Below are 23,884 nucleotides of genomic sequence, written 5' to 3' on the forward strand. Positions count from 1 at the left end.
CTATGCGTATTGAAGAAGATTTGAAGTTAGGCTTCAAAGATGTTTTGATTCGTCCGAAGCGTTCCACGCTTAAAAGCCGTTCAGCTGTTGAACTTGAACGCACTTACACCTTTAAACATTCAGGCCACCAATGGTCAGGCATTCCTATTATTGCCGCCAATATGGATACTGTCGGTACCTTCACCATGGCAGAAGCGCTGGCCTCTTTTGATTTGCTGACGGCTGTACATAAACATTATACCGTTGAACAATGGCGTGAGTTTGTTGCCCGTGTGCCTGAATCAGTACTGCGTCACGTCATGGTATCAACCGGTACTTCGGAAGCTGATTTTGTCAAACTGAAGCAAATTCTTGAGTTATCACCTCTGCTAAAATTTATTTGTATTGATGTAGCAAACGGTTACTCAGAGCAATTTGTCAGCTTTTTACAAAAAGCGCGCGAAGCCAATATGGATAAAGTGATTTGTGCCGGTAACGTAGTTACCGGTGAAATGGTTGAAGAATTGGTTCTGTCCGGTGCTGATATTGTTAAAGTCGGAATTGGCCCCGGCTCGGTTTGTACCACTCGGGTTAAAACCGGCGTCGGTTACCCTCAGCTTTCAGCCGTGATTGAATGTGCTGATGCAGCTCACGGCCTTGGCGGACAAATCGTTAGTGACGGCGGCTGTAGCGTTCCGGGGGATGTGGCTAAAGCCTTTGGCGGCGGCGCTGATTTCGTCATGCTGGGCGGTATGCTGGCCGCTCATCAGGAGTGTGAAGGCAATATCATTGAAGAAGACGGCAAACAGTATATGCAGTTCTACGGCATGAGCTCCGAGTCGGCAATGAATCGCCATGTTGGTGGCGTTGCTCAGTACCGTGCAGCAGAAGGTAAAACCGTTAAGCTGACTTTCCGTGGCCCGGTTGAACATACGGTACGCGATATTCTTGGTGGCCTGCGCTCAGCCTGTACTTACGTCGGTGCCGAGCGCCTGAAAGAGCTGACTAAGCGTACAACCTTTATTCGGGTTGCCGAGCAAGAGAATCGGGTTTTTAATCAGTCGTAATTTTGGTCTTAAAATATCGCTCTTCGGTCGTTAGGGAAAATAAATATTCCGGTATTGATTATGCGAACGAAACCGACGATAGAACCAAATTGAACTAGGTTATTATTAGTCTGAAGTGCGCCTTATGGCGCACTTTTTACCTTAATGCTGTGTTACGTCGGAGTTGGTGTCCCTATATCCGTTAGGGACGGGGAAATTCGACGGGCTGTTGCTATCTGACGATTAGCCCAGAAAACGGTCAACAGGCGTTGTAGACCGATAAATCCAAATAACAAAATGCCGATCACGATTTTTGTCCACCATGAACTTAGGGTTCCGTCGAAGTTGATATAGGTTTGAATCAGCCCCTGAATAAGTACGCCGAACAGGGTGCCAAACACCGTACCGACACCGCCACTTAACAGCGTTCCTCCGATAACTACCGCTGCGATAGCGTCGAGTTCAACCCCGATGCCTGCCAGCGCATAGCCCGCCGAGGTATAAAATGAAAATACAATACCTGCCAGCGTAGCCAGACCGGTAGATAACATATAGATACCGATAGTGGTTTTGCGGGTTGATATTCCCATCAGTTCCGTCGAGGTTGGGTTTCCGCCAAGAGCATAGACGTTATTACCAAAGCGGGTTCTGTGCGCAAGGATGATACCAAACAGCACGACCGCCAGCATAATGACCGCCAGTAAGCTAAAGCGCCCGCCGCCGGGTATCTTCCACGCAATGCTTGATAAGCTGCTATACAGCGGATGGTCGATAGGGATTGACTGCTCCGAGACCAGAAAGCTGACGCCGCGCAGGAAGAACATACCGGCAAGGGTAATAATAAAGGCGGGTATCTTTAGGGTATCAATCAACCAGCCCATAAAAGCGCCGAATGAACAGCCCATCACCATAATAATGGCAAAGGCCAATATTGGATCAATCCCCCAGTCACCAATCATTTTAGCCAGAAAAACCCCGGTAAATGCGATAACCGATCCTACCGACAGGTCGATACCACCTGACAAAATAACAAACGTCATACCTACAGCAACAATACACAGGAATGCGTTATCCGTCAGAATGTTACATATTACCCTCGTTGAGGCGAAACCGGGGAAACGGGCAAAGCAGAACATATAGCCAAGGATAAAAACGGCGATAGTAATCATCAACGGTAAGTGACGTTTAAACATGGCCATATTTCCTTTTAAATAAGCGGATAAAGGCGGGTGATTGAAGTATCAGCACCAGTAAGACCACCAAGGCTTTCACCACTAGATTCCACTGTGGTTGATAGCCGGAGAGCAAAATACCGGTGTTCATGCCCTGAATAATCAGCGCTCCGGTTAGTGACAGCGCTAGATTAAATCTTCCGCCCATCAGCGAAGCTCCACCAATGACAACTGCCAGAATGGCATCCATCTCTAGCCATAGGCCGGCATTATTGGCGTCGGCACCGCGAATATCTGCCGCGACAATAATGCCGGCAATGGCCGCGCAAATACCGCTGATCACATAGGTCGACATCACCACCATATTGGTATTTACGCCGGCGTTTTTCGCGGCCCGAATATTAATTCCGGCGGATTCAATAAATAGCCCGAGGGCCGTTTTACGGGTGAGGGCCCAAAGCAGAACAAATACGCAAACAATAATGGTGATAGGTACCGGCAAGTAGAGGAATGTGCCGCTGCCAATCCAGGCCAATGCCGGATCGTTAAAGGTGACTATTTGTCCTTCAGTAATAAGCTGAGCGATTCCCCGACCGGCAACCATGAGCATCAGGGTGGCGACAATCGGCTGTATCTTGAGGATAGCCACCAAAAAGCCATTCCATATTCCGCATAGCGCTCCTGCTCCAATGGCACCAAGCAGAACAATTATCAGAGGGAAGCCTGAAATGGTTAAACTGGCGGCCGTTGCACCCGCGATAGCCATTACCGCGCCAACGGAAAGATCTATGCCGCCGGTTGCAATCACCAGCGTCATGCCTAACGCTAAAATTGCCACCGGCGCACAGCGGTTGAGAATATCAATCAGGCTGCCAAACAGGCGACCATCCTGTAGATGTATTGAGAAGAAGTTATTGGCAACGAATGCATTGACCAACAAAATAACGATCAGTGCAATAGCCTGAGCGGAACCTTTAGGCATCGTAAAACCGGCTTTTTTTGAGGCTTCGGCCGATGATTTGGCATGTAATGTCATCTTATTTCCCCTTAGGCCGCAATGGCGTTCATGATGGCCGGAATAGATAACTGTTCTGCCGGAATTTCAGCTATTTGCTTACCATCTCGCAAGATAATGACCCTGTCAGCATAGCCAATCAGCTCTTCCAGTTCGGAAGAGATAACTAATAGGGCTAATCCGTCAGCACAAAGGGTTTCTATTAAGCGGATAATTTCGGCATGGGCTCCGACGTCAATGCCTCTGGTTGGCTCATCCAAAATCAAAAATTGGGGCTTCGTGACCAGCCAGCGGGATAGCAATACTTTTTGCTGATTTCCACCGGACAAAAATTGGATTGGCTGTTCAGGGCTCGGCGTTTTGATCGCCAGCTGTCTGATAAAACGTTCGGCAATGTCATCCTGCTCTTTACGCGAGATGGGGTGTAACCAGCCGCGCTGAGACTGTAACGCCAGAATGATATTTTCTCTGACGGAGGCCGCAGCAATGATACCTTCTGTTTTTCTGTCTTCAGGGCAGAATCCGAAACCAAGTGCAGACGCCTGCCGGGCTGATTTTATTTTTACTTCCCGGCCTTTAACCCAGACTTGGCCAGTATCTGCGGGCTTGATACCGAAAATCACTTCTGCTGTTTCAGTTCTGCCGGAGCCCAGCAGGCCAGCCAGCCCGACAACTTCCCCGGGGCGGACCGACAGATCAAACGGCTGGATAGTGCCTTTTTTACCATACTGCTTAAAGGCCGCTATCGGCTTATCACTGCGTAGCGTTCGGCCTGCACGGCGCAGGGCATTGTCTTCAAGCTCTCTGCCCAGCATCATTTTGACTAATTCAATTTGTGGCAGCTCGGCGGTAATCCGGGTGCCTACTAATTCACCGTTTCGTAATACGGTAATACGATCGGTGACCGCATACACCTGGTCGAGAAAGTGAGTAATGAAAATCAGGCTAACGCCGCGGGCACGAAGGTCGCGCATAATACTGAACAGCAGCTCGACCTCATTGGTATCGAGACTGGCAGTGGGCTCATCAAGGATCAGGATTTTGGCAGACAGGTCAACCGCTCTGGCAATAGCGACAATTTGTTGCATGGCAACCGAGTAGTGACCAAGAGGCTGAGTGACATCCAGTTCGAAGCCATAGCTGGTCATGATTTGTTGTGAGCGGCGAATGATTTCTTTGCGGTTAACTAAACCAAACCTGGTCGGCTCGCGGCCGATAAAGAGATTGTCGGCTACCGACATATTGGGCAGTAAGTTAACTTCCTGATAAACCGTACCTATGCCGATAGATTGAGCATGTGCCGTGCTGGTTGGATTAACTTCTTTTCCCTCGAGAAAAATAGTTCCGCTGTCTTTCGGATAAACACCGGTCAGCGCTTTTATCAGCGTTGATTTTCCTGCGCCATTTTCACCCAGCAACGCCATGATTTCGCCGTGGTGTATGGAGAGGGAGACATTATGAAGCGCTCTTACGCCGGGGAAGGATTTACAGATTCCCTGAATATCCAGCAGAACATTGTCTGGTCGATGTTGCTCTGTCATAGCTTCCTCTGTTTTTACTGGTACATCATGGTTGATGTGCTTTCTACAGAAAGGCGATGAAACCGCCGCTATACCATTAAGCTATAGCGGCGTTGTGACTGAGGGTGAGCGTTTAGTACCCCATATTTTTCTTAAGATCGATTTGCTGTTGAGCGGACTCAGGACCAAAAGCTTTTGATTCGGTCTGAATGATTTTTGGTGGAATAGTGCCGTCTTTTTTATAGGCGATTAGTGCGTCAAATGCCGGTCCTGCCATATTTGGCGTTAATTCAACGGTCAGGTTAGCTTCACCGGCCAGCATGGCTTTAAAGATGTCCGGTACGGCATCAATCGAAATAACTTTTATATCACTACCAGGTTTGAGCCCGGCCTCTTTAATGGCCTGAATTGCGCCAATGGCCATATCGTCGTTATGAGAGTACACCGCGCAGATGTTTTTGCCGCGATCCTCAGCTTTGATGAAACTCTCCATAACCTCTTTACCTTTACTCCGGGTAAAGTCGCCGGACTGAGTCCGAATTATTTTAATCTCAGGAGCACCGGCAATCGCTTCGGAGAACCCTTTTTTACGATCCAATGCGACACTGGCACCGACCGTACCCTGTAGCTCTACAACATTACAGGCCTTTCCGGCCATTTCTTTAACCAGCCAGTCACCGGCAACCTTGCCTTCATACACGTTATCTGCGGTGACAACTGACATATACAGTGAAGGATCTTTCGCCGTAATGTTTCTGTCCAGTAAGAACACCGGTATTTTTGCGTCTTTAGCTTCTTCTAATACCGGCTCCCAGCCTGTTTGTACTACCGGAGCAATAAATATGGCGTCAACGCCCTGAGCGATAAATGAACGTACTGCTTTGATTTGATTCTCTTGTTTTTGTTGGGCATCAGCAATTTTCAGCGTGATACCTCGCTGTTTTGCCTGCTCTTTTGCTACCGACGTTTCGGCAGCCCGCCAGCCGGACTCTGAACCAATTTGTGAGAATCCGACCGTTAATGATTCTGCATAAGCAGCACCTGATATCAGGGTTGCGATAGTACTCGCGATCAGTAAACGTTTTAGCATATTACTTTTCCTCGAATTGAGTTTAGGGAGACTATGAAGCAGCAAATTATTGCTAATACAATTTGGCAAAACTGGCAGAATAAAAGGAGAGCAATATCCCATATAGTTACAAATAGCAGGATAGTGAATATAAATAACTCGATAAGCATAGTTATTTTTAACGCATAACTAAAATATCGACCTGCTTTTTTATGTTTTATCCTTCAGGCTCTATTTTTTATACTCAGTTTTATTTTAGGGCTATCGCGAAAGCGTTCCTAATAGGTATGAGTAATTCAGGCTTTATCAGGCCTATATTTTCTGTCTCAGTATATTTTAGCCAGTGATTATCCCATTACATTACCAAGTTGAAATATAGGAAGGTAAATGGCGATCACTAGCCCGCCAATAATGACGGCCAGTATCGTCATCAGCAACGGCTCAACCTTTGCCGATAGGTTTTCAGCCAGATTTTCGGCCTGGTCCTCATAAATATCAGCCAGTTTATCCAGCATGGTATCTAACATTCCCGACTCCTCACCGGCCCGCACCAACTGACATGCTAATGCCGGAAATAGAGGCTGTTGATGTAATGCGCTAAATAACGAGGTTCCCTGTTCGATAAGCCTTAGCGTGAATATTAATGAATGGTAGTAATGGATATTTCCGGCAGCGTTAGCGGATGATTTTATTCCATTGGTTAGCGGTATTCCTGCATGTTGCGTCATGGCTAAGGTGCGAAATACTCTGGCCAATATGTTGGTTTGAATAAGTTTTCCACAAAATGGAAGCTGAAGAATAATTTGTTGTTCTCTTGCTTGCCAATACTGTTGAGGGTGTAGCCTGTTTAAATAATATCCATAGAGTGTTGATAATAGTATCGCGCCGATCAGACCATGATGTTGTATCGCATCAGACAGGGCAATAACACACTGTGTGAAATAGGGAAGCGGGGCATCAAAGGATTGGTAGATTTCGGTAAATGCTGGCAGTACCAATATGAGCATTAGCAGCGATACCAGCAGCGCTACGGCCAGTACAAATAGCGGATAACCGAGTGCCTTACGGATTTTTTGCTGTAACCGTACCCGTTTTTCTTGTTGGTTGGCCAATAAGAAGCAACATTGATCGAGTTTACCGGTCAGTTCTCCGGTTGATATTAGCTCTCTAAATAGGGCCGGAAATGCTTGGGGATATTCGGCCAGCGCCGAAGAAAATGATTTTCCCTGCGATATTTGTGACTGTAACTGTTTTAAAATATAGCGCCATGCCGGTAGCGGGTGTTCTGATGCAATCAGCCTGAGACTATGATTGAGCGGTAATCCGGCCTGTAACAGCGTAGCCAGTTGACGCGTAATCGTTGATAACTCAGCTAATTGCCACTGTCGCTGGCTAAGCTTGACCGCTAGCTTTATCTTTACAGCAATAACTCCCTGGACCATAAGCTGTTGTCTGGCGTGGCGGACTGAGTTAGCCGAAATTTCTCCGCTATGGCCTTCGATATCCAGCCAAGTGTATAACCGCGGATATGTCATCGGGAATCTTCGGTTTTATGGGGGAATCCGACCGTTCGATATAGCTCCGGAAGGGATGTTACTCCCTGTTCGACCAGCCCGATTCCGGCATCAAATAGCGGTATCATGCCTTGCCGGCAGGCAAGGCTATGTAATTCAGTTACCGTTGCTCCGTTAAACAGCGCCTGCCTGATTTCATCACTGATGGACAGCATTTCGTAAATCCCCGTCCGGCCATAGTATCCGTTGAGGCAATGCTCACAGCCGACGGCCTGATAAGCGTCAATGATGACGTTCTTTTGGCCGGTGTATATCTTTTGTGGCTGATGGCTTTTCTGCTTACAGTGGGGGCAGAGGCAACGGATAAGCCGTTGGGAAATAATGAGCTTCAGGCTGGAAGCTAAAAGATAGTCAGGAATTCCCATCTGACTTAGGCGAATCAGCGTATCTGCCGTCGAGTTGGTGTGTAACGTTGCCAAAACTAAGTGGCCGGTTTGTGCGGCTTCAACGGCAATTTCAGCCGTTTCCCGATCGCGAATTTCGCCAACCATTAATATATCGGGGTCCTGTCGTAAGAAGGCTTTTAGCGCCGTACTGAATGTAATGCCTGCCTTGAGATTAATCTGGGTCTGATTAATCCCGTTGATTGGAATTTCTATCGGATCTTCAACGCTACAGATATTGCGAGAAGCGTCATTTAGCTGGCGGAGCCCGCTGTATAGCGTCACGGTTTTTCCGCTTCCCGTAGGTCCGGTAACCAGCACTAATCCCTGTGGCTGATTAATCGTTTTGGTATACAACTGCAGGAGTTGGTCAGGTATGCCAAGCGCAGCGATTTGTTGCTGCTGTTTACCTGACTCCATAACCCGTAAAACCACTTTTTCACCGTAAGAAACCGGAATAGTTGAAATACGCAGCGCCCGGTCTTCACCATCATGGTGAAATAATAGCTGACCGTCCTGTGGTAGCCTGCGTTCAGCAATGTCGAGCCATGCCATGATTTTTAGCCGGGCAACCAACTGTGGCGCTATTGACGCGGGGGGCGTCGCCGTTTCCTGTAGCGTTCCGTCGATACGCAGCCTGATCCGATAATGGTGAGCATAAGGTTCAAAATGGATGTCCGAAGCTCTGCGCTGCAGCGCCTGACGAATAACCTGATTGATAAACTGTACTACCGGCTCATCATCATGGCGATTGTCGGTATACTCAGCGCTAGCAGCATTGGATTGGTGCTGTTGTGCGACAATGAATGCGTTATCAGGTCTGTCATGTTTAACCTGATGAATATATTGTTCAATTTTAGCCCGGGGCCAGTAATCGACTTTGATCGCATAGCCACAGGTAAAACTGAGTTCTGATATCACCTGAGTGAGTGATTCACTTTGTACTGCGGCAACCACTAATTGCTGATTATCAATCTTCAGGGGCACGACCTGATAACGCAGACATTTATCTTGAATATCCTGGCTGATATCTGTCATGGATTACTCACATCATCAAAACGAAATATATCGTTACAGGCGTTTTGCAGACCGACATTTTGGCCGCTCAGGCAGCGTCGTTGCCAACTGAGCCCTGACGATGTGGTATCCAGTATTGGTATCAGTGTTACCGTTAAGCTTTGTAGCGCACTCTGCCCGATAAGGGTAATCACGCCGTCAGCGACCGTTATTTTTTGTACGTAGCGAGTGGTTTTATCAGCCGGAACTCCGTTACTGCCGTTATTACACCGGCCAAGCCCGCCGTTTTCCAATGAACAGAGCTCAATGGCCGTTTTATAAGGCACCATGGCCTGTAACATATCTGTCAGTGCCGCTTTTTGTACATAGCCTTGGTAAGCCGGTAGTCCGATGGCGGTCAGTATGGCGATGATAGCGATAACAATCATCAATTCAAAAAGGGTAAAACCCGCCTGATGTTGCATGATATTTGCTCCTGATAGGTCGTGATGTCGTAAACGATATCAGTAGCTTATTTTCTGAGGTGGTAGAAAGAGTCGATATTGTTTAATCGTTGGAGAGTGGTCAGGATAAATTCTGGTAAATGGCCCTGTTACATTTATTGATGCGATAGATTGCGCGTTTATTGACATAGAAAAGGGCGCTTGATAAGCGCCCTTAATGGTCTTTATCTCGTCAGGAAAACTCGGCTATTACTGCTTATATCTTCCCACGACCAACAATTTTGCCATTTTGTAAAACAAATAGTTTATGGGTTCTCTTATAATGAATAATATCGAACCCTCCTTGCTGGTAGGTTATTGCATCGACGTTATCTTCCGTAATAAGAGCCGGTTTGCCGTCAACATACATCTGACCTTGGGCATTGGCCTCGATATTTAAACCCGCTAAATGTGTTTTAAATGGTTGATACGTAGTTTGCTCAACTGATTTAGCTGCATTGCGCAGAGCCGCGGTTTCTGCTGCATTAGTGACACTAGCCTGCTTATTTTGTTCAGCAATATAACAGGCGTCTTTAGATATTCCCTGACTTTCACAATCAGACATTCTGGAGGCTTGAGTTGAACAGCCCGCTAATAAAGCGATGCTAATCAGTACAGCTAATTTATTGATCATGCTATTTACCGTTGTGTTATGAGTGCTCAATATCTCCAGTATGGAGACGGAGTGAATTACCCGCCAATAGCAAAAGAATTCCTAATCCCGGCACCGTCATTATTATCTGAATTGACAGCCGCGGGTGCGTTACACTTTCAGCTAACTTATAGTGTTAACTGATTGATGTTGTTATCGGTATCTGGATAAGGCAAGCCTGATACCTGATTTAATGCTTCCTGATAGTCTGTTTAGCTATTAGTGCTATTCATTCTGCGCTTGTGATGGTGCTCACACTTTGTGATAGATCAAACTTATAGACCTGTGAAAAATAACTATGGTTGTTGGTTTTATTTATGTCTATGTTTTTTGTTTGGAATGATTGAGGCTGCTCTGTCAACATGGGTTAAAGTTACTAAATGATGCGTTAATGAAATCTAATTATGACAAAGCAGGTAAGGGGTAATATGGAATTAATCAATGGATGGCTTACCGGCGTAAAGCGGGTTGAGTCTCCTCATTATGACGATCGGCCAGATGATGAGATTCCCTCACTGTTAGTGATTCATAATATCAGTTTGCCGCCCGGTGAGTTTGGCGGCCCTTATATCGATCGTCTGTTTACCGGTACGCTGGACCCCAACCAACATCCCTATTTTGCTGGTATTAGCCAACTGAGAGTATCGGCTCATTGCCTGATTCGTCGTGATGGTGAAATTGTACAATATGTCCCATTTGATAAACGAGCCTGGCATGCCGGTGTTTCTCTATTTGAGGGCCGGGAGCGGTGTAATGACTTTTCGATTGGTATTGAAATGGAAGGTACTGACGATCGGGACTTCAGCGCTGAGCAATATCATAGTTTGTCCGTCGTTACGCAATTACTAATGGCTCATTACCCGATTAGTGCCGGGCGGATTACCGGCCATAGCGATATTGCTCCCGGTCGTAAGACCGATCCGGGGCCTCATTTTGATTGGGCTTACTATAAAAAAAGTATTTCTGATGAGTCGATAAGATAAACAAAAAAAATCCCCGTCGGGTTAAACCCGCGGGGATTGTTAAATTAATATCAGACCGTTTATCTACTTTATTGTTTTACGGGTGATTAAGTAGCCGATGCCTAAAATCACCAGCCATACCGGAATCAGTAACACTGAAATACGGATGCCCGGGGTGATATACATAATGACCAGCACGCCGGCTAAGAATAGCAGGCAAAGGTAATTACTGAAAGGGTAAAACAGGGATTTGAATTTAGGAACCACGCCTTCACGATCTTTAGCTGCACGAAACTTAAGATGAGATAAGCTGATCATTGCCCAGTTAATTACAATACTGGAGACGACCAGCGACATCAGGATACTAATTGCTTCTTTAGGAATCATATAGTTAATCAAGATGCCAATGGCAGCTATGGTACTGGAGAACAAAATAGCGTTGACCGGTACACCGCGGCTGTTGGTCTTAGCCAATGCTTTAGGCGCATTTTTTTGTAACGCTAAGCCGTACAGCATACGGCTATTACTGTAGACACAGCTGTTATAAACCGACAGCGCGGCGGTCAGAACAACGACATTGAGTGCGGTAGCAACCATATTGCTGTTCAGGTCATGGAAGATCATGACGAACGGGCTACCGCCTTCAACCACTTTAGTCCATGGGTAAAGTGACAGCAGAACCACCAGCGAGCCGATATAGAAAATCAGAATACGGTAAATAACCTGATTAATGGCTTTAGGAATACTTTTTTGCGGGTTATCGGCTTCTGCTGCGGTGATGCCAATCAGCTCAAGCCCGCCAAAGGAGAACATAATTATGGCAGTCGCCATAATTAAACCTTCGGTGCCGAAAGGCATAAATCCGCCTTCCAGAGACCATAGGTTACTGATTCCGGCTTCCGGGCCGCCCAAGCCACTGAACAGCAGGTAAGAACCAAAAAGAATCATACCAATAATGGCGGCGACTTTAATAATGGCAAACCAGAACTCCATCTCACCGTAAACTTTTACCGTAGTGAGGTTAATCAGGTTTATCAAGACAAAGAATACGGCGGCAGATACCCAGGTCGGAATTTCAGGCCACCAATATTGAACGTAGATGCCGACGGCCGTGAGCTCTGCCATGCTGACCAGGACGAACAGCATCCAGTAGTTCCAGCCAGAGAGGAAACCGGCAAACGGGCCCCAGTATTTATAGGAGAAGTGGCTGAATGTTCCTGCGACAGGCTCTTCAGTAATCATTTCACCCAGTTGGCGCATGATTAGAAAAGCAATAATGCCGCCAATAGCATAACCGAGTATGACAGAGGGACCAGCCATGCTGATGGTTTGAGCGCTGCCTAAAAATAGCCCTGTACCAACGGCTCCACCTAACGCAATTAATTGAATGTGTCGGTTTTTTAGGCCGCGTTTGAGCTCATCACTCATTATTATTCGTTCCTCTTATACACTGATTAGCTTTGTTATTTTGTGGGTTTACCGTTCAAATATTAGCCTACTGTACCAAGATATTTACACTCGGCGAGAAAGACTTTTTCATAGCTATCTACCGAAGCGGCAAGAATAGTGGTAATCAAAAATCTTTGCATTAATTTTCTTGTATTCCATGTCTCAGGATTGAGAATTGTTTTACCGATAAATTGACCTTTTTGATAAGGGGGGTTGGGCGTTTTTTACTCAGGCTAGAAGATAGTTGGTTTTCTTATTTAGGCATTTACACAGATTGTTATAGCAATATTTGTAAGTAGCCAAAAAACGCAGAATTTCCCATAAAGATCAAAAATGAATTTTAATTCATAAATATCGATTTTATATTTAAATAATGGTTTGCTGATCCGCTTCAGTTTTACTTTTTATTCGTTTCAAAAAGGTTAAATTTATTCTCAGGCTATTTATTGTAATTAACCCTATGTGGGTAGGGTTAGCGACGATAATCCCGACAAATCACAGTGATAGGCGTAGTTTCATGATTTCGATCAATGGTCATATGGACATAAGGTGAATATTTTGTTACTTTATCGTCACACTTTTGATATTGGTATTACCAATTGACTTCAGGGCATTTCAGAGAAGCATTATGGTTTATAGCAAGGTTCGTCAACCCAAGTTATCAGACGTTATTGAGCAACAGCTCGAAACGCTGATCCTTGAAGGAACCCTCCGTCCGGGGGAGAAACTCCTTCCTGAACGAGAGCTTGCTAAGCAATTTGATGTTTCCCGTCCTTCACTGCGAGAAGCTATTCAGCGATTAGAAGGTAAAGGCCTTCTTCTGCGCCGCCAGGGTGGTGGGACTTTTGTCCAGACTAACCTTTGGCAGAGCCTGAGTGACCCGCTAAGTGAACTACTTGCCGACCATCCTGAATCACAATTCGATCTGTTAGAAACGCGTCATGCGCTGGAAGGTATCACCGCTTATTATGCGGCCTTACGCGGTACTGATGAAGATTTTCAACGTATCCGCACCTATCATGAACAGATTGAAACCGCTCAGGCTTCAGGCGACAGAACGGTCGAGGCTGAAGCCGTAATGCAATATCAAATGGCGGTGACAGAAGCCAGTCACAACGTGGTGCTGCTGCACTTATTACGTTGCATGTCTCCTCTGTTAGAGCAAAACGTCCGCCAAAATTTCGAATTACTCTATTCACGCCGTGAAATGCTGGAGAGAGTGAGTAACCATAGGGCTAGTATCTTTGATGCCATAGTGGCACGTGAACCAGAAAAAGCACGTGAAGCTTCGCATCGTCATTTAGCTTTTATCGAGGATGTGCTGTTAGAGCTTGATAGAGAGCATAGCCGTCGCGAGAGATCGCTGCGTCTGCTACAGCAACGCAAGGATTGAGAGCAAATTAGCTCGGCCAAACACTGAGCCTGTCTTAATAACGTTTAAGCTGCCTTATGCAGGTAGATAGCCAAAGGGTAGACGTTATTGAGACAGGCTTTGAACAACTAACATAAAGATAGAATAAGGAAACCACCATGTCGGAAATTGTAAATCAAGACGTGGATCCGATTGAAACCCGCGATTGGTTGCAGGCGATTGAATCGGTCATCCGTGAAGAAGGCGTTGAGCGTGCTCAATACCTGATTGATCAGGTTATGGCATCAGCCCGTCAGGCTGGCGTTAATTTACCTTCAGGGGTGTCTAGCAGTGATTACATCAATACCATTGCACTGGCTGACGAACCGGCTTATCCGGGTAACCTTGATTTAGAGCGTCGTATCCGTTCTATCATCCGTTGGAATGCGGTGATGACCGTTCTGCGTGCGTCTAAGAAAGATCTGGACCTTGGTGGCCATATGGCTTCATTCCAGTCTTCTGCGACCATCTATGAAGTGTGTTTTAACCACTTCTTCCGCGCGCGCAATGCTAAAGACGGCGGTGACTTAGTTTACTTCCAGGGCCATATTTCTCCGGGAATCTACGCTCGTGCCTTCCTTGAAGGTCGCCTGAGCGAAGAACAAATGAATAACTTCCGTCAGGAAGTTCACGGTAACGGTCTTTCTTCTTATCCTCACCCTAAACTGATGCCTGACTTCTGGCAGTTCCCGACCGTATCTATGGGTCTGGGTCCAATCAGTGCGATCTATCAGGCGCGTTTCCTGAAGTATTTACACAATCGCGGTCTGAAAGACACATCTGAACAAACTGTTTATGCCTTCTTAGGCGACGGTGAGATGGATGAGCCGGAATCTAAAGGTGCAATTACCATTGCAACCCGTGAAAAACTGGACAACCTGGTATTCATCATTAACTGTAACTTACAGCGCTTAGACGGTCCTGTAACCGGTAATGGTAAAATCATTAATGAACTGGAAGGCATCTTTAGCGGCGCCGGCTGGGATGTGATCAAAGTTATGTGGGGCAACCGTTGGGATGACCTGCTACGCAAAGATACGACCGGCAAACTGATTCAGTTAATGAACGAAACCGTTGACGGTGACTATCAGACATTTAAGTCTAAAGATGGCGCTTACGTACGTGAACACTTCTTTGGTCGCTTCCCTGAAACCGCCGCTCTGGTTAAAGATATGACCGACGACGAAATCTGGGCACTCAACCGTGGTGGTCACGATCCGAAGAAAGTATTTGCAGCACTGAAAAAAGCGCAGGATACCCAAGGTAAACCAACCGTCATTCTGGCCCATACCATTAAAGGTTACGGCATGGGTGAAACTGCGGAAGGTAAAAATATCGCTCACCAGGTTAAGAAAATGAACATGGAAGGCGTACGCCAATTCCGCGATCGTTTCAACGTACCTGTTGCTGACGCTGATATCGAAAAACTGCCGTTAATCACGCTGGAAAAAGATTCAGAAGAGTACAAATACCTGCATGAACGCCGTGAGGCTCTGAAAGGTTATGTACCGACTCGTCTGCCTAACTTTACACAAGCGCTGACTATTCCACCGCTGGAAGAGTTCAAAGGTTTACTGGAAGAGCAGAATAAAGAAATCTCTACCACCATTGCTTTTGTTCGTGCGTTGAACGTGATGCTGAAAGATCCGTCAATCGGACCTCGCTTAGTGCCTATTCTAGCGGATGAAGCCCGTACCTTTGGTATGGAAGGCCTATTCCGTCAAATCGGTATTTATAGTCCTAAGGGCCAGCAATATACCCCTCAGGATCGTGAGCAAGTTGCTTACTATAAAGAAGACGAGAAAGGTCAGATTCTGCAGGAAGGTATCAACGAACTGGGCGCTGCGGCATCTTGGTTAGCGGCTGCGACGTCTTACAGCACCAATGACCTGCCGATGATTCCGTTCTATATCTACTACTCAATGTTTGGTTTCCAACGTATCGGCGATCTGTGCTGGGCTGCCGGTGACCAACAGGCGCGTGGATTCTTAGTCGGTGGTACTTCTGGTCGTACGACACTGAACGGTGAAGGTCTACAGCATGAAGATGGCCATAGCCATATTCAGTCACTGACTATTCCTAACTGTATCTCTTATGACCCAACTTACGCTTACGAAGTTGCTGTCATTATGCATGATGGTTTACAGCGCATGTACGGTAATCAAGAAAACGTTTACTACTACATCACTACGCTGAACGAAAACTATCATATGCCTGCAATGCCAAAAGGCGTTGAAGAAGGTATCCGTAAAGGTATCTATAAGTTAGAAAGCGTAAAAGGTAAGAAAGGAAAAGGCCACGTTCAGTTAATGGGCTCTGGTTCAATTCTTCCTCATGTGCGTGAAGCCGCTCAGATCCTGTCTAAAGATTATGGCATTTCATCTGACGTCTACAGCGTAACATCCTTCACTGAACTGGCGCGTGATGGTCAGGACTGTGAGCGTTGGAACATGCTGCATCCGCTAGAGAAACCACGTGTACCTTACGTTGCTCAGGTGATGAACGATGCACCAGCGGTGGCTTCTACTGATTATATGAAACTGTTCGCAGAACAAATTCGTAACTTTATTCCAGCCAGCGATTTCCGCGTATTGGGTACTGACGGTTTCGGTCGTTCAGACAGCCGTGCCAACCTGCGTCATCACTTCGAAGTGGATGCATCTTATGTTGTGGTTGCTGCTTTGGGTGAACTGGCTAAACGCGGTGAAGTAAAAGCCAGCGTTGTAGCAGAAGCGATAACCAAGTTTGGTATCAACGCTGACAAAGTTAACCCACGTCTGGCATAAGAGGTAAAGATTAAATGGCTATTGAAATCAAAGTGCCGGACATCGGCACTGATGAAGTTGAAGTGACCGAACTGCTGGTTAAAGTTGGCGATAAAGTTGAAGTCGAACAATCCCTGCTTACCGTAGAAGGTGACAAAGCTTCAATGGAAGTCCCTTCGCCACAGGCTGGCGTAGTGAAAGAAATTAAAGTACAGGTCGGTGGCAAAGTGTCTACCGGTTCACTGATTATGATCTTTGAAGGTGCCGATGCGGCACCTGCTCCGAAGGCAGAAGCAAAAGCTGAAGCCAAGCCAGCAGCTCCGGCTGCAGCGGCCTCTTCGCTGAAAGAAGTTCAGGTTCCTGATATCGGTGGTGACGAAGTTGAAGTGACCGAAGTCATGGTGAAGGTTGGCGATAAAGTTGAAGCTGAACAATCGCTAATCACCGTTGAAGGTGATAAAGCGTCAATGGAAGTCCCGGCACCTTTCGCCGGCACCGTGAAAGAGATCAAAACTGCCGTTGGTAGCAAGGTTTCAACCGGAACGCTGATCATGGTATTTGAAGTTGCTGGCTCGGCAAACGTAGCGGCAGCGGCAAGTCAGGAAAGTGCTCCAGCAGCGGCTCCGGCTGCTGCATCGGGTGCAAGTACAGCTAAAGATGTGCAGGTTCCTGATATTGGCGGTGATGAAGTTGAAGTGACCGAAGTGATGGTAAAAGTGGGTGACAAAGTTACCGCTGAACAATCACTGATCACCGTAGAAGGTGATAAAGCGTCAATGGAAGTCCCGGCACCTTTCGCCGGTACGGTAAAAGAAATCAAGGTTTCTGTGGGAAGTAAAGTTTCTACCGGCTCTTTGATTATGGTGTTTGAAGTGCAAGGCGCAGTACCTGCTGCTGCCCCGTCTGCTCCGGCTCCAGCCAGTGCTCCAGCAGCTGCGGCTAAACCAGCAGCTCAACCTGTAGCGCCAGCCGCTGCGGGTGGTAATGAATTTACCGAAAACTCAGCCTATATTCATGCTACCCCGGTTATCCGTCGTTTAGCCCGTGAGTTTGGCGTTAACCTGGCGAAAGTGAAGGGAACGGGTCGTAAAGGCCGTATCCTGAAAGAAGACGTTCAGGCCTATGTTAAAGATGCGGTTAAACGCGTTGAGTCAGGCGCGGCTGCCAGCACAGGCGGTTCATTACCTGGCCTGTTGCCTTGGCCGAAGGTTGATTTCAGCAAGTTTGGTGACATTGAAGAAGTTGAGTTAGGTCGTATCCAGAAAATTTCTGGCGCTAACTTACACCGTAACTGGGTGATGATCCCGCACGTTACGCAATTCGATGAAGCAGATATTACTGATGTCGAAGCTTTCCGTAAGCAACAAAATGCTGAAGCTGAGAAGAAAAAGCTGGATGTGAAAATCACGCCGCTGGTCTTTATCATGAAAGCCGTTGCTAAAGCGTTAGAAGAGCTACCTCGTTTCAACAGTTCACTGTCTGAAGATGGTCAGAAGCTGACGCTGAAGAAATATATCAATATCGGCGTTGCCGTTGATACTCCAAACGGTTTAGTGGTGCCGGTATTCCGTGATGTTAATAAGAAAGGCATCATTGAACTGTCTCGCGAGCTGGCTGAGATCTCTAAGAAAGCGCGTGCCGGTAAGCTGACTGCTTCCGATATGCAGGGCGGATGTTTCACTATTTCCAGCCTGGGCGGCATTGGCGGTACGGCATTTACCCCTATCGTTAACGCACCAGAAGTGGCTATCTTAGGCGTATCAAAATCGTCTATGAAACCGGTATGGAATGGTAAAGAGTTTGCTCCGCGCCTGATGTTACCACTGTCACTGTCTTACGATCACCGCGTGATCGACGGCGCAGCGGGTGCTCGTTTCATTAGTTACATTAATGATGCAATGTCAGACATTCGTCGTTTAGTCATGTAATTTGCAGGGCCGGTCTAGGCCGGCCCTTTAGTTATGGTGTTTGTTTGGAACACTTGTTTGCAGAATTGTTATGTTTCTGTAAACTAAAGCAGTTGCAAAGGTTCCGACAAAATACGCTATGATGAAACGAAACCAGCGCCGGTCGGCCGAAAAAATAATTAAGAGGTCATAGATGAGTACTGATATTAAAACTCAGGTTGTGGTACTTGGGGCAGGCCCCGCAGGCTATTCAGCAGCTTTCCGCTGCGCAGACTTAGGTCTGGATACGATTATTGTTGAGCGTTATTCCACTCTGGGTGGCGTTTGCTTAAACGTAGGTTGTATCCCTTCTAAAGCTCTGCTTCACGTTGCAAAAGTGATTGAAGAGGCTAAAGCATTAGCTGAACACGGTATTGTTTTTGGTGAGCCAAAGACCGATATCGATAAAGTCAGAGTCTGGAAAGAAAAAGTGATTAATCAACTGACAGGCGGATTAGCCGGTATGGCTAAGATACGTAAAGTTCAGGTGGTTACCGGTCACGGTCAGTTTGTTGGTCCTAACACTATCGCCGTACAAGGCGAGAATGGCATCACTAATATCAACTTTGACAATGCCATTATTGCGGCAGGTTCACGTCCTATCCAGTTACCGTTTATTCCTCATGATGACCCGCGCGTTTGGGACTCTACGGATGCATTAGAGTTAAAAACTGTCCCTGAGCGTCTGTTAGTGATGGGTGGCGGTATCATCGGTTTAGAAATGGGTACCGTTTATCACGCACTGGGTTCACAGATTGACGTGGTTGAAATGTTTGACCAAGTTATTCCTGCTGCCGATAAAGACGTGGTTAAAGTGTTTACCAAGCGTATCAGCAAGCAGTTTAATCTGATGCTGGAAACTAAAGTGACCGCCGTTGAAGCCAAAGAAGATGGTATCTACGTTTCAATGGAAGGTAAAAAAGCACCGGCAGAGCCGCAGCGCTATGACGCAGTGCTGGTTGCTATCGGTCGTGTTCCAAACGGTAAATTACTGGATGCCGGTAAAGCCGGTATCGAAGTTGATGACCGCGGCTTTATTCAAGTTGATAAGCAACTGCGTACTAACGTGCCGCATATTTTTGCTATCGGCGATATTGTTGGTCAGCCAATGCTTGCTCACAAAGGCGTGCATGAAGGCCACGTAGCGGCTGAAGTTATCTCCGGTAAGAAACACTACTTTGATCCGAAAGTAATTCCGTCTATTGCCTATACCGAACCAGAAGTTGCATGGGTCGGAATGACAGAGAAAGAAGCGAAAGAGAAAGGCATTAACTACGAAGTTTCTACCTTCCCATGGGCGGCCTCTGGTCGTGCGATTGCTTCCGACTGTGCTGACGGTATGACTAAGCTGATTTTCGATAAAGAATCTCACCGTATCATCGGTGGTGCCATCGTGGGCGCTAACGGTGGTGAGTTACTTGGCGAGATTGGTCTGGCTATCGAGATGGGCTGTGATGCAGAAGATATCGCATTAACCATCCATGCTCACCCGACCTTACATGAATCAGTTGGCTTAGCCGCTGAAGTGTATGAAGGTACGATTACTGACTTACCTAACGCGAAAGCCAAGAAAAAGTAATTCAGCTTTAATCCGCATCAAACAAAAAAACCGCTTCGGCGGTTTTTTTTATGCTAAGACTGACCATTAAGTTCTACTCGGAGTAACCCTCATCTCTGCAGCTAAAAAAGAACAGCAGCGAAACGGCGATTCCGATGGCCAGCAGGGCGATTAAAAAATATTGCAGGCCAAACTGTAGGGATGACATTAAAGGATCCCATTCGGTTTCTGCTGCTCTGATTAAGGCCGGCTGATAGGTCTCACCATAGTGATTAGCGGGAAAAAACTTAGCAATAAGGATAATAATGATAGATGTAATCATCACCACAATAACGTATTGGGCGATTTTTATATCGGACTGTTTGCTTCTTTGGCCAGGGGACTGGGTGTTCATTCTGGCATCCTTGCATGAATGAGGTAAATTTTATGTAAATATACCTGCTTAGTCGTTAAAAGACGACATTATTCTTAATCAAATACTATACTTACTGACTTGCTGTCAGTTTTAGCCATGACATCAGGAAATTAGCTGCATAAAGGGCATAAAGTGCATATAGTCTTTATGTGATTGAACTAACAAAATCTCGGTATATCGCTATGCTTAGTCCGCGCATTAATGCAATTTACTCTTAAATCTAAACGTTGCAGATTAACAGCGATGTATAAGTAACACCGTTAGCGTTTCACTGCTAAATATAACAATGATAGTTGGAGGAGTCGTCGTGCTAGAGGAATATCGTAAACACGTTGCAGAGCGTCGCGCAGAAGGCATTGTGCCAAAACCGTTGGATGCAGGGCAAGTTGCTGGGTTAGTTACTTTATTAAAAAATCCACCGGCAGGGGAAGAGGCTTTTCTTCTAGACCTTCTTATTAATCGAGTTCCACCGGGTGTTGATGAAGCCGCCTATGTTAAAGCCGGTTTCCTTGCCGCCATTGTAAAGGGTGAAGCAACATCGCCGTTGGTTTCCGCTGAGAAAGCGGTTGAGTTACTTGGAACCATGCAAGGCGGATATAATATCCACCCGCTGCTGGATGCTTTAGAAGATCAAAAACTGGCACCGATTGCGGCAAAACAGCTTTCCCATACCTTACTGATGTTTGATAACTTCTACGACGTAGAGGAAAAGGCCAAGGCCGGTAATCAGTACGCTAAACAAGTTATGCAGTCATGGGCTGACGCCGAGTGGTTCCTCTCTCGTCCGAATATGGCTGATAAAATCACCGTGACCGTGTTTAAAGTCACCGGTGAAACCAACACCGACGATCTTTCTCCGGCACCTGATGCATGGTCACGCCCGGATATCCCATTACATGCATTAGCGATGTTAAAGAATGCCCGTGATGGAATTACGCCTGATAAGGCTGGTTCTGTCGGGCCAATTAAACAAATTGATGCGCTTAAGCAAAAAGGTTTCCCGCTGGCCTATGTGGGCGACGTTGTAGGTACCGGATCATCGCGTAAATCAGCCACCAACTCGGTGTTATGGTTTATGGGCGATGATATTCCTTTCGTTCCGAATAAACGTGCCGGCGGTCTGGTATTAGGCAGCAAAATTGCGCCTATCTTCTTTAATACCATGGAAGATGCCGGAGCATTACCGGTTGAAGTTGATGTTTCATCATTAAATATGGGCGATGTGATTGATGTTTATCCGCGTAAGGGTGAAGTCCGTCGTCATGATAATAATGAGCTATTAGCGACCTTTGAATTAAAAACCGACGTATTACTGGATGAAGTGCGCGCCGGTGGGCGTATTCCGTTAATTATCGGCCGTGGCTTAACCAGTAAAGCGCGTGAGTCTTTAGGTTTACCGCCAAGTGACGTTTTCCGTACGGTGAAAGCCGTTGCAGCAAGTAATAAAGGCTATACGCTGGCTCAGAAGATGGTCGGCCGTGCCTGTGGCGTGACCGGTGTTCGTCCAGGCGAATACTGTGAGCCTAAGATGACGTCGGTTGGATCTCAGGATACTACCGGACCAATGACTCGCGATGAGCTGAAAGATCTTGCCTGCTTAGGTTTCTCTGCCGACTTGGTAATGCAGTCATTCTGCCATACATCAGCCTATCCTAAGCCGGTTGACGTTCAGACCCACCATACTCTGCCGGACTTCATTATGAACCGCGGCGGTGTGTCTCTTCGCCCCGGCGACGGAATTATCCACTCATGGCTAAACCGTATGCTATTACCGGATACCGTAGGTACCGGTGGTGATTCCCATACCCGTTTCCCAATCGGTATTTCTTTCCCGGCCGGCTCAGGTTTAGTGGCATTTGCTGCCGCAACCGGCGTGATGCCTTTGGATATGCCTGAATCTGTTCTGGTGCGCTTTAAAGGTCAGATGCAACCGGGAATTACCTTACGGGATCTGGTTCACGCCATTCCTTACTACGCTATCCAGCAAGGTTTACTCACCGTTGAGAAGCAGGGTAAGAAAAATATCTTCTCTGGCCGTATTCTTGAAATTGAAGGTTTGCCGGAGCTGAAAGCCGAGCAGGCATTCGAGCTGGCTGATGCTTCAGCTGAACGCTCTGCTGCGGGTTGCACCATCAAGCTGGATAAAGCGCCGGTGATTGAGTATTTAAATTCAAATATCGTGCTGCTTAAGTGGATGATTTCTGAAGGCTATGGCGATGTGCGTACTATTGAACGTCGTATTAAAGCCATGGAGAACTGGTTGGCAAATCCTCAGCTGTTAGAAGCTGATGCTGATGCTGAATACTGCGCGGTTATTGATATTGATCTTAACCAGATTAAAGAACCTATTCTGTGTGCGCCAAATGACCCGGATGATGCTCGTTTATTATCCGAAGTTACCGGCAGCAAAATTGATGAAGTGTTCATTGGTTCATGTATGACCAATATCGGTCACTTCCGCGCGGCGGGTAAATTACTGGCTAATTTTAAAGGTAAATTACCGACCCGCTTATGGGTAACGCCACCGACTAAAATGGATGCCGCGCAGTTAAGTGAAGAAGGTTACTACAGCATATTTGGTACCAGCGGAGCGCGTATCGAGACCCCCGGGTGCTCTCTATGCATGGGTAACCAGGCTCGGGTTGAAGAGGGGGCCACCGTGGTGTCAACTTCAACCAGAAACTTCCCTAACCGTTTAGGTAACGGTGCCAATGTTTATCTGGCATCTGCTGAACTGGCAGCGATATCTTCACTGCTGGGGCGTTTACCAACGGTTGATGAGTACCTGGGCTATATGGCTGAAGTTGATAAAACCGCGAACGATACTTATCGTTACCTCAACTTTGATCAACTTAACGAATATACCAAAAAAGCAGATACCGTGATTTTCCAAACCATGGCGTAATTTCTGTTTTACAATAGTCAAACCACGCTCTCTCTCGGGCGTGGTTTTTTTATGCGAGTTCTTTTATTCAGCTCTAATAAACGGAAAATAACATGGCTGAATAATTCAATAAGTGCTTATGATAGAAATAGCGCTAGGGTCGCATTCTGTTATGGGTGTTAACCCGATTGATAGTAAAAGGCCAAATACAGGAACAGATTATGGACTATGAATTCAGACTGGATGTAACCGGACAAATCTTCGCCCAGTTCTCGATGGATCATGAAGCTATCGGACATTGGCTGAATGAAGAGGTTAACGGTAATTTAGCGTTGCTTGATGACGTGGAGCAGGCGATTGAACAGGTGAAGGGAAGCGAGCGCCAGTGGCAAAAGGTTGGCCATGAATATACCCTGTGGCTGGATGGTGAAGAGGTGATTATCAGGGCAAACCAACTCGACTTAGAAGGCGACGAAATGGAAGACGGCATGTTCTATTACGACGATGAAAGCCTCTCTTTTTGCGGCGTAGAAGACTTTTTAGCCGTACTGAGTGCATATCGACGTTTTTTAGCCGAGCGATAAT

Annotated in this window: 18 protein-coding genes; 8 read left to right on the forward strand and 10 right to left on the reverse strand. The window is 46.6% G+C overall.

Going from position 1 to position 23,884, the window contains the following annotated elements; all coding sequences use genetic code 11:
- The first annotated feature begins 2 nt into the window (after positions 1-2).
- A complete protein-coding gene (locus tag YWE_RS0102755) occupies positions 3-1,046 on the forward strand; it encodes a GMP reductase (RefSeq protein ID WP_029093139.1) in 1,044 nt (347 codons plus the stop codon).
- Positions 1,047-1,198: 152 nt separating this feature from the next.
- Here YWE_RS0102755 and yjfF read toward each other — a convergent pair whose 3' ends face one another.
- The 8 genes from yjfF to YWE_RS0102795 form a co-directional block, all read right to left on the reverse strand.
- Positions 1,199-2,218 (reverse strand): galactofuranose ABC transporter, permease protein YjfF, encoded by a 1,020-nt coding sequence (gene yjfF, locus YWE_RS0102760; RefSeq protein WP_029093140.1) that lies wholly within the window; start codon positions 2,216-2,218, stop codon positions 1,199-1,201.
- Positions 2,211-3,233: a galactofuranose ABC transporter, ATP-binding protein YtfT gene (ytfT, locus tag YWE_RS0102765; protein WP_029093141.1), complete on the reverse strand. Its 1,023-nt coding sequence runs from the start codon at positions 3,231-3,233 to the stop codon at positions 2,211-2,213. Before ytfT ends, yjfF begins: the two co-directional genes overlap by 8 nt.
- An 11-nt stretch (positions 3,234-3,244) precedes the next feature.
- Positions 3,245-4,753, reverse strand: coding sequence for a galactofuranose ABC transporter, ATP-binding protein YtfR (gene ytfR / locus YWE_RS0102770; RefSeq protein WP_029093142.1), 1,509 nt, complete (start codon positions 4,751-4,753; stop codon positions 3,245-3,247).
- Positions 4,754-4,865: 112 nt separating this feature from the next.
- Positions 4,866-5,822 (reverse strand): galactofuranose ABC transporter, galactofuranose-binding protein YtfQ, encoded by a 957-nt coding sequence (gene ytfQ / locus YWE_RS0102775; RefSeq protein WP_029093143.1) that lies wholly within the window; start codon positions 5,820-5,822, stop codon positions 4,866-4,868.
- A gap of 326 nt (positions 5,823-6,148) precedes the next feature.
- On the reverse strand, positions 6,149-7,336 hold the full coding sequence (hofC, locus tag YWE_RS0102780; protein ID WP_029093144.1) for a protein transport protein HofC: 1,188 nt from the start codon (positions 7,334-7,336) through the stop codon (positions 6,149-6,151).
- The gene (gene gspE / locus YWE_RS0102785) at positions 7,333-8,796 is read right to left on the reverse strand and encodes a type II secretion system protein GspE (RefSeq protein ID WP_029093145.1); all 1,464 of its coding nucleotides are present in this window, start codon (positions 8,794-8,796) and stop codon (positions 7,333-7,335) included. Before gspE ends, hofC begins: the two co-directional genes overlap by 4 nt.
- On the reverse strand, positions 8,793-9,239 hold the full coding sequence (gene ppdD / locus YWE_RS0102790) for a prepilin peptidase-dependent pilin (RefSeq protein WP_029093146.1): 447 nt from the start codon (positions 9,237-9,239) through the stop codon (positions 8,793-8,795). Before ppdD ends, gspE begins: the two co-directional genes overlap by 4 nt.
- Before the next feature lie 235 nt (positions 9,240-9,474).
- Complete coding sequence (locus YWE_RS0102795) at positions 9,475-9,891, reverse strand: hypothetical protein (protein ID WP_029093147.1); 417 nt, start codon at positions 9,889-9,891, stop codon at positions 9,475-9,477.
- Positions 9,892-10,337: 446 nt separating this feature from the next.
- Between YWE_RS0102795 and ampD the strand changes: the two genes are divergently transcribed.
- A complete protein-coding gene (gene ampD / locus YWE_RS0102800) occupies positions 10,338-10,892 on the forward strand; it encodes a 1,6-anhydro-N-acetylmuramyl-L-alanine amidase AmpD (protein WP_029093148.1) in 555 nt (184 codons plus the stop codon).
- 63 nt (positions 10,893-10,955) lie between these two features.
- Here ampD and YWE_RS0102805 read toward each other — a convergent pair whose 3' ends face one another.
- The gene (locus tag YWE_RS0102805) at positions 10,956-12,299 is read right to left on the reverse strand and encodes an amino acid permease (protein ID WP_029093149.1); all 1,344 of its coding nucleotides are present in this window, start codon (positions 12,297-12,299) and stop codon (positions 10,956-10,958) included.
- Between the two features lie 649 nt (positions 12,300-12,948).
- Here YWE_RS0102805 and pdhR point away from each other — a divergent pair.
- The 4 genes from pdhR (at position 12,949) to lpdA (ending at position 20,021) form a co-directional block, all read left to right on the forward strand.
- Positions 12,949-13,713 carry a pyruvate dehydrogenase complex transcriptional repressor PdhR gene (pdhR, locus tag YWE_RS0102810; protein WP_029093150.1) on the forward strand — a complete coding sequence of 255 codons (765 nt, stop codon included), beginning with the start codon at positions 12,949-12,951 and terminating at the stop codon, positions 13,711-13,713.
- Positions 13,714-13,850: 137 nt separating this feature from the next.
- Positions 13,851-16,517 carry a pyruvate dehydrogenase (acetyl-transferring), homodimeric type gene (gene aceE / locus YWE_RS0102815; protein WP_029093151.1) on the forward strand — a complete coding sequence of 889 codons (2,667 nt, stop codon included), beginning with the start codon at positions 13,851-13,853 and terminating at the stop codon, positions 16,515-16,517.
- Between the two features lie 14 nt (positions 16,518-16,531).
- A complete protein-coding gene (gene aceF, locus YWE_RS0102820; protein WP_029093152.1) occupies positions 16,532-18,424 on the forward strand; it encodes a pyruvate dehydrogenase complex dihydrolipoyllysine-residue acetyltransferase in 1,893 nt (630 codons plus the stop codon).
- Between the two features lie 172 nt (positions 18,425-18,596).
- On the forward strand, positions 18,597-20,021 hold the full coding sequence (lpdA, locus tag YWE_RS0102825; protein WP_029093153.1) for a dihydrolipoyl dehydrogenase: 1,425 nt from the start codon (positions 18,597-18,599) through the stop codon (positions 20,019-20,021).
- Positions 20,022-20,094: 73 nt separating this feature from the next.
- On the opposite strand, the gene YWE_RS0102830 is transcribed toward lpdA, so the two are convergent.
- Complete coding sequence (locus tag YWE_RS0102830) at positions 20,095-20,394, reverse strand: hypothetical protein (RefSeq protein ID WP_029093154.1); 300 nt, start codon at positions 20,392-20,394, stop codon at positions 20,095-20,097.
- A gap of 328 nt (positions 20,395-20,722) precedes the next feature.
- Between YWE_RS0102830 and acnB the strand changes: the two genes are divergently transcribed.
- Both acnB and yacL read left to right on the forward strand, forming a co-directional pair.
- Positions 20,723-23,320 (forward strand): bifunctional aconitate hydratase 2/2-methylisocitrate dehydratase, encoded by a 2,598-nt coding sequence (acnB, locus tag YWE_RS0102835; protein ID WP_029093155.1) that lies wholly within the window; start codon positions 20,723-20,725, stop codon positions 23,318-23,320.
- A 200-nt stretch (positions 23,321-23,520) separates the two neighbouring features.
- Positions 23,521-23,883 (forward strand): protein YacL, encoded by a 363-nt coding sequence (gene yacL / locus YWE_RS0102840; protein WP_029093156.1) that lies wholly within the window; start codon positions 23,521-23,523, stop codon positions 23,881-23,883.
- Position 23,884: the final 1 nt, after the last annotated feature.

The organism is Budvicia aquatica DSM 5075 = ATCC 35567 (assembly GCF_000427805.1).
Lineage (GTDB): Bacteria > Pseudomonadota > Gammaproteobacteria > Enterobacterales > Enterobacteriaceae > Budvicia > Budvicia aquatica.

Bases quoted from the DNA above. Each gene is read 5' to 3' on its own strand.
- YWE_RS0102755 (WP_029093139.1), top strand. From the start codon at position 3: ATGCGTATTGAAGAAGATTTGAAGTTAGGCTTCAAAGATGTTTTGATT.
- yjfF (WP_029093140.1), bottom strand. From the start codon at position 2,218: ATGTTTAAACGTCACTTACCGTTGATGATTACTATCGCCGTTTTTATC.
- ytfT (WP_029093141.1), bottom strand. From the start codon at position 3,233: ATGACATTACATGCCAAATCATCGGCCGAAGCCTCAAAAAAAGCCGGT.
- ytfR (WP_029093142.1), bottom strand. From the start codon at position 4,753: ATGACAGAGCAACATCGACCAGACAATGTTCTGCTGGATATTCAGGGA.
- ytfQ (WP_029093143.1), bottom strand. From the start codon at position 5,822: ATGCTAAAACGTTTACTGATCGCGAGTACTATCGCAACCCTGATATCA.
- hofC (WP_029093144.1), bottom strand. From the start codon at position 7,336: ATGACATATCCGCGGTTATACACTTGGCTGGATATCGAAGGCCATAGC.
- gspE (WP_029093145.1), bottom strand. From the start codon at position 8,796: ATGACAGATATCAGCCAGGATATTCAAGATAAATGTCTGCGTTATCAG.
- ppdD (WP_029093146.1), bottom strand. From the start codon at position 9,239: ATGCAACATCAGGCGGGTTTTACCCTTTTTGAATTGATGATTGTTATC.
- YWE_RS0102795 (WP_029093147.1), bottom strand. From the start codon at position 9,891: ATGATCAATAAATTAGCTGTACTGATTAGCATCGCTTTATTAGCGGGC.
- ampD (WP_029093148.1), top strand. From the start codon at position 10,338: ATGGAATTAATCAATGGATGGCTTACCGGCGTAAAGCGGGTTGAGTCT.
- YWE_RS0102805 (WP_029093149.1), bottom strand. From the start codon at position 12,299: ATGAGTGATGAGCTCAAACGCGGCCTAAAAAACCGACACATTCAATTA.
- pdhR (WP_029093150.1), top strand. From the start codon at position 12,949: ATGGTTTATAGCAAGGTTCGTCAACCCAAGTTATCAGACGTTATTGAG.
- aceE (WP_029093151.1), top strand. From the start codon at position 13,851: ATGTCGGAAATTGTAAATCAAGACGTGGATCCGATTGAAACCCGCGAT.
- aceF (WP_029093152.1), top strand. From the start codon at position 16,532: ATGGCTATTGAAATCAAAGTGCCGGACATCGGCACTGATGAAGTTGAA.
- lpdA (WP_029093153.1), top strand. From the start codon at position 18,597: ATGAGTACTGATATTAAAACTCAGGTTGTGGTACTTGGGGCAGGCCCC.
- YWE_RS0102830 (WP_029093154.1), bottom strand. From the start codon at position 20,394: ATGAACACCCAGTCCCCTGGCCAAAGAAGCAAACAGTCCGATATAAAA.
- yacL (WP_029093156.1), top strand. From the start codon at position 23,521: ATGGACTATGAATTCAGACTGGATGTAACCGGACAAATCTTCGCCCAG.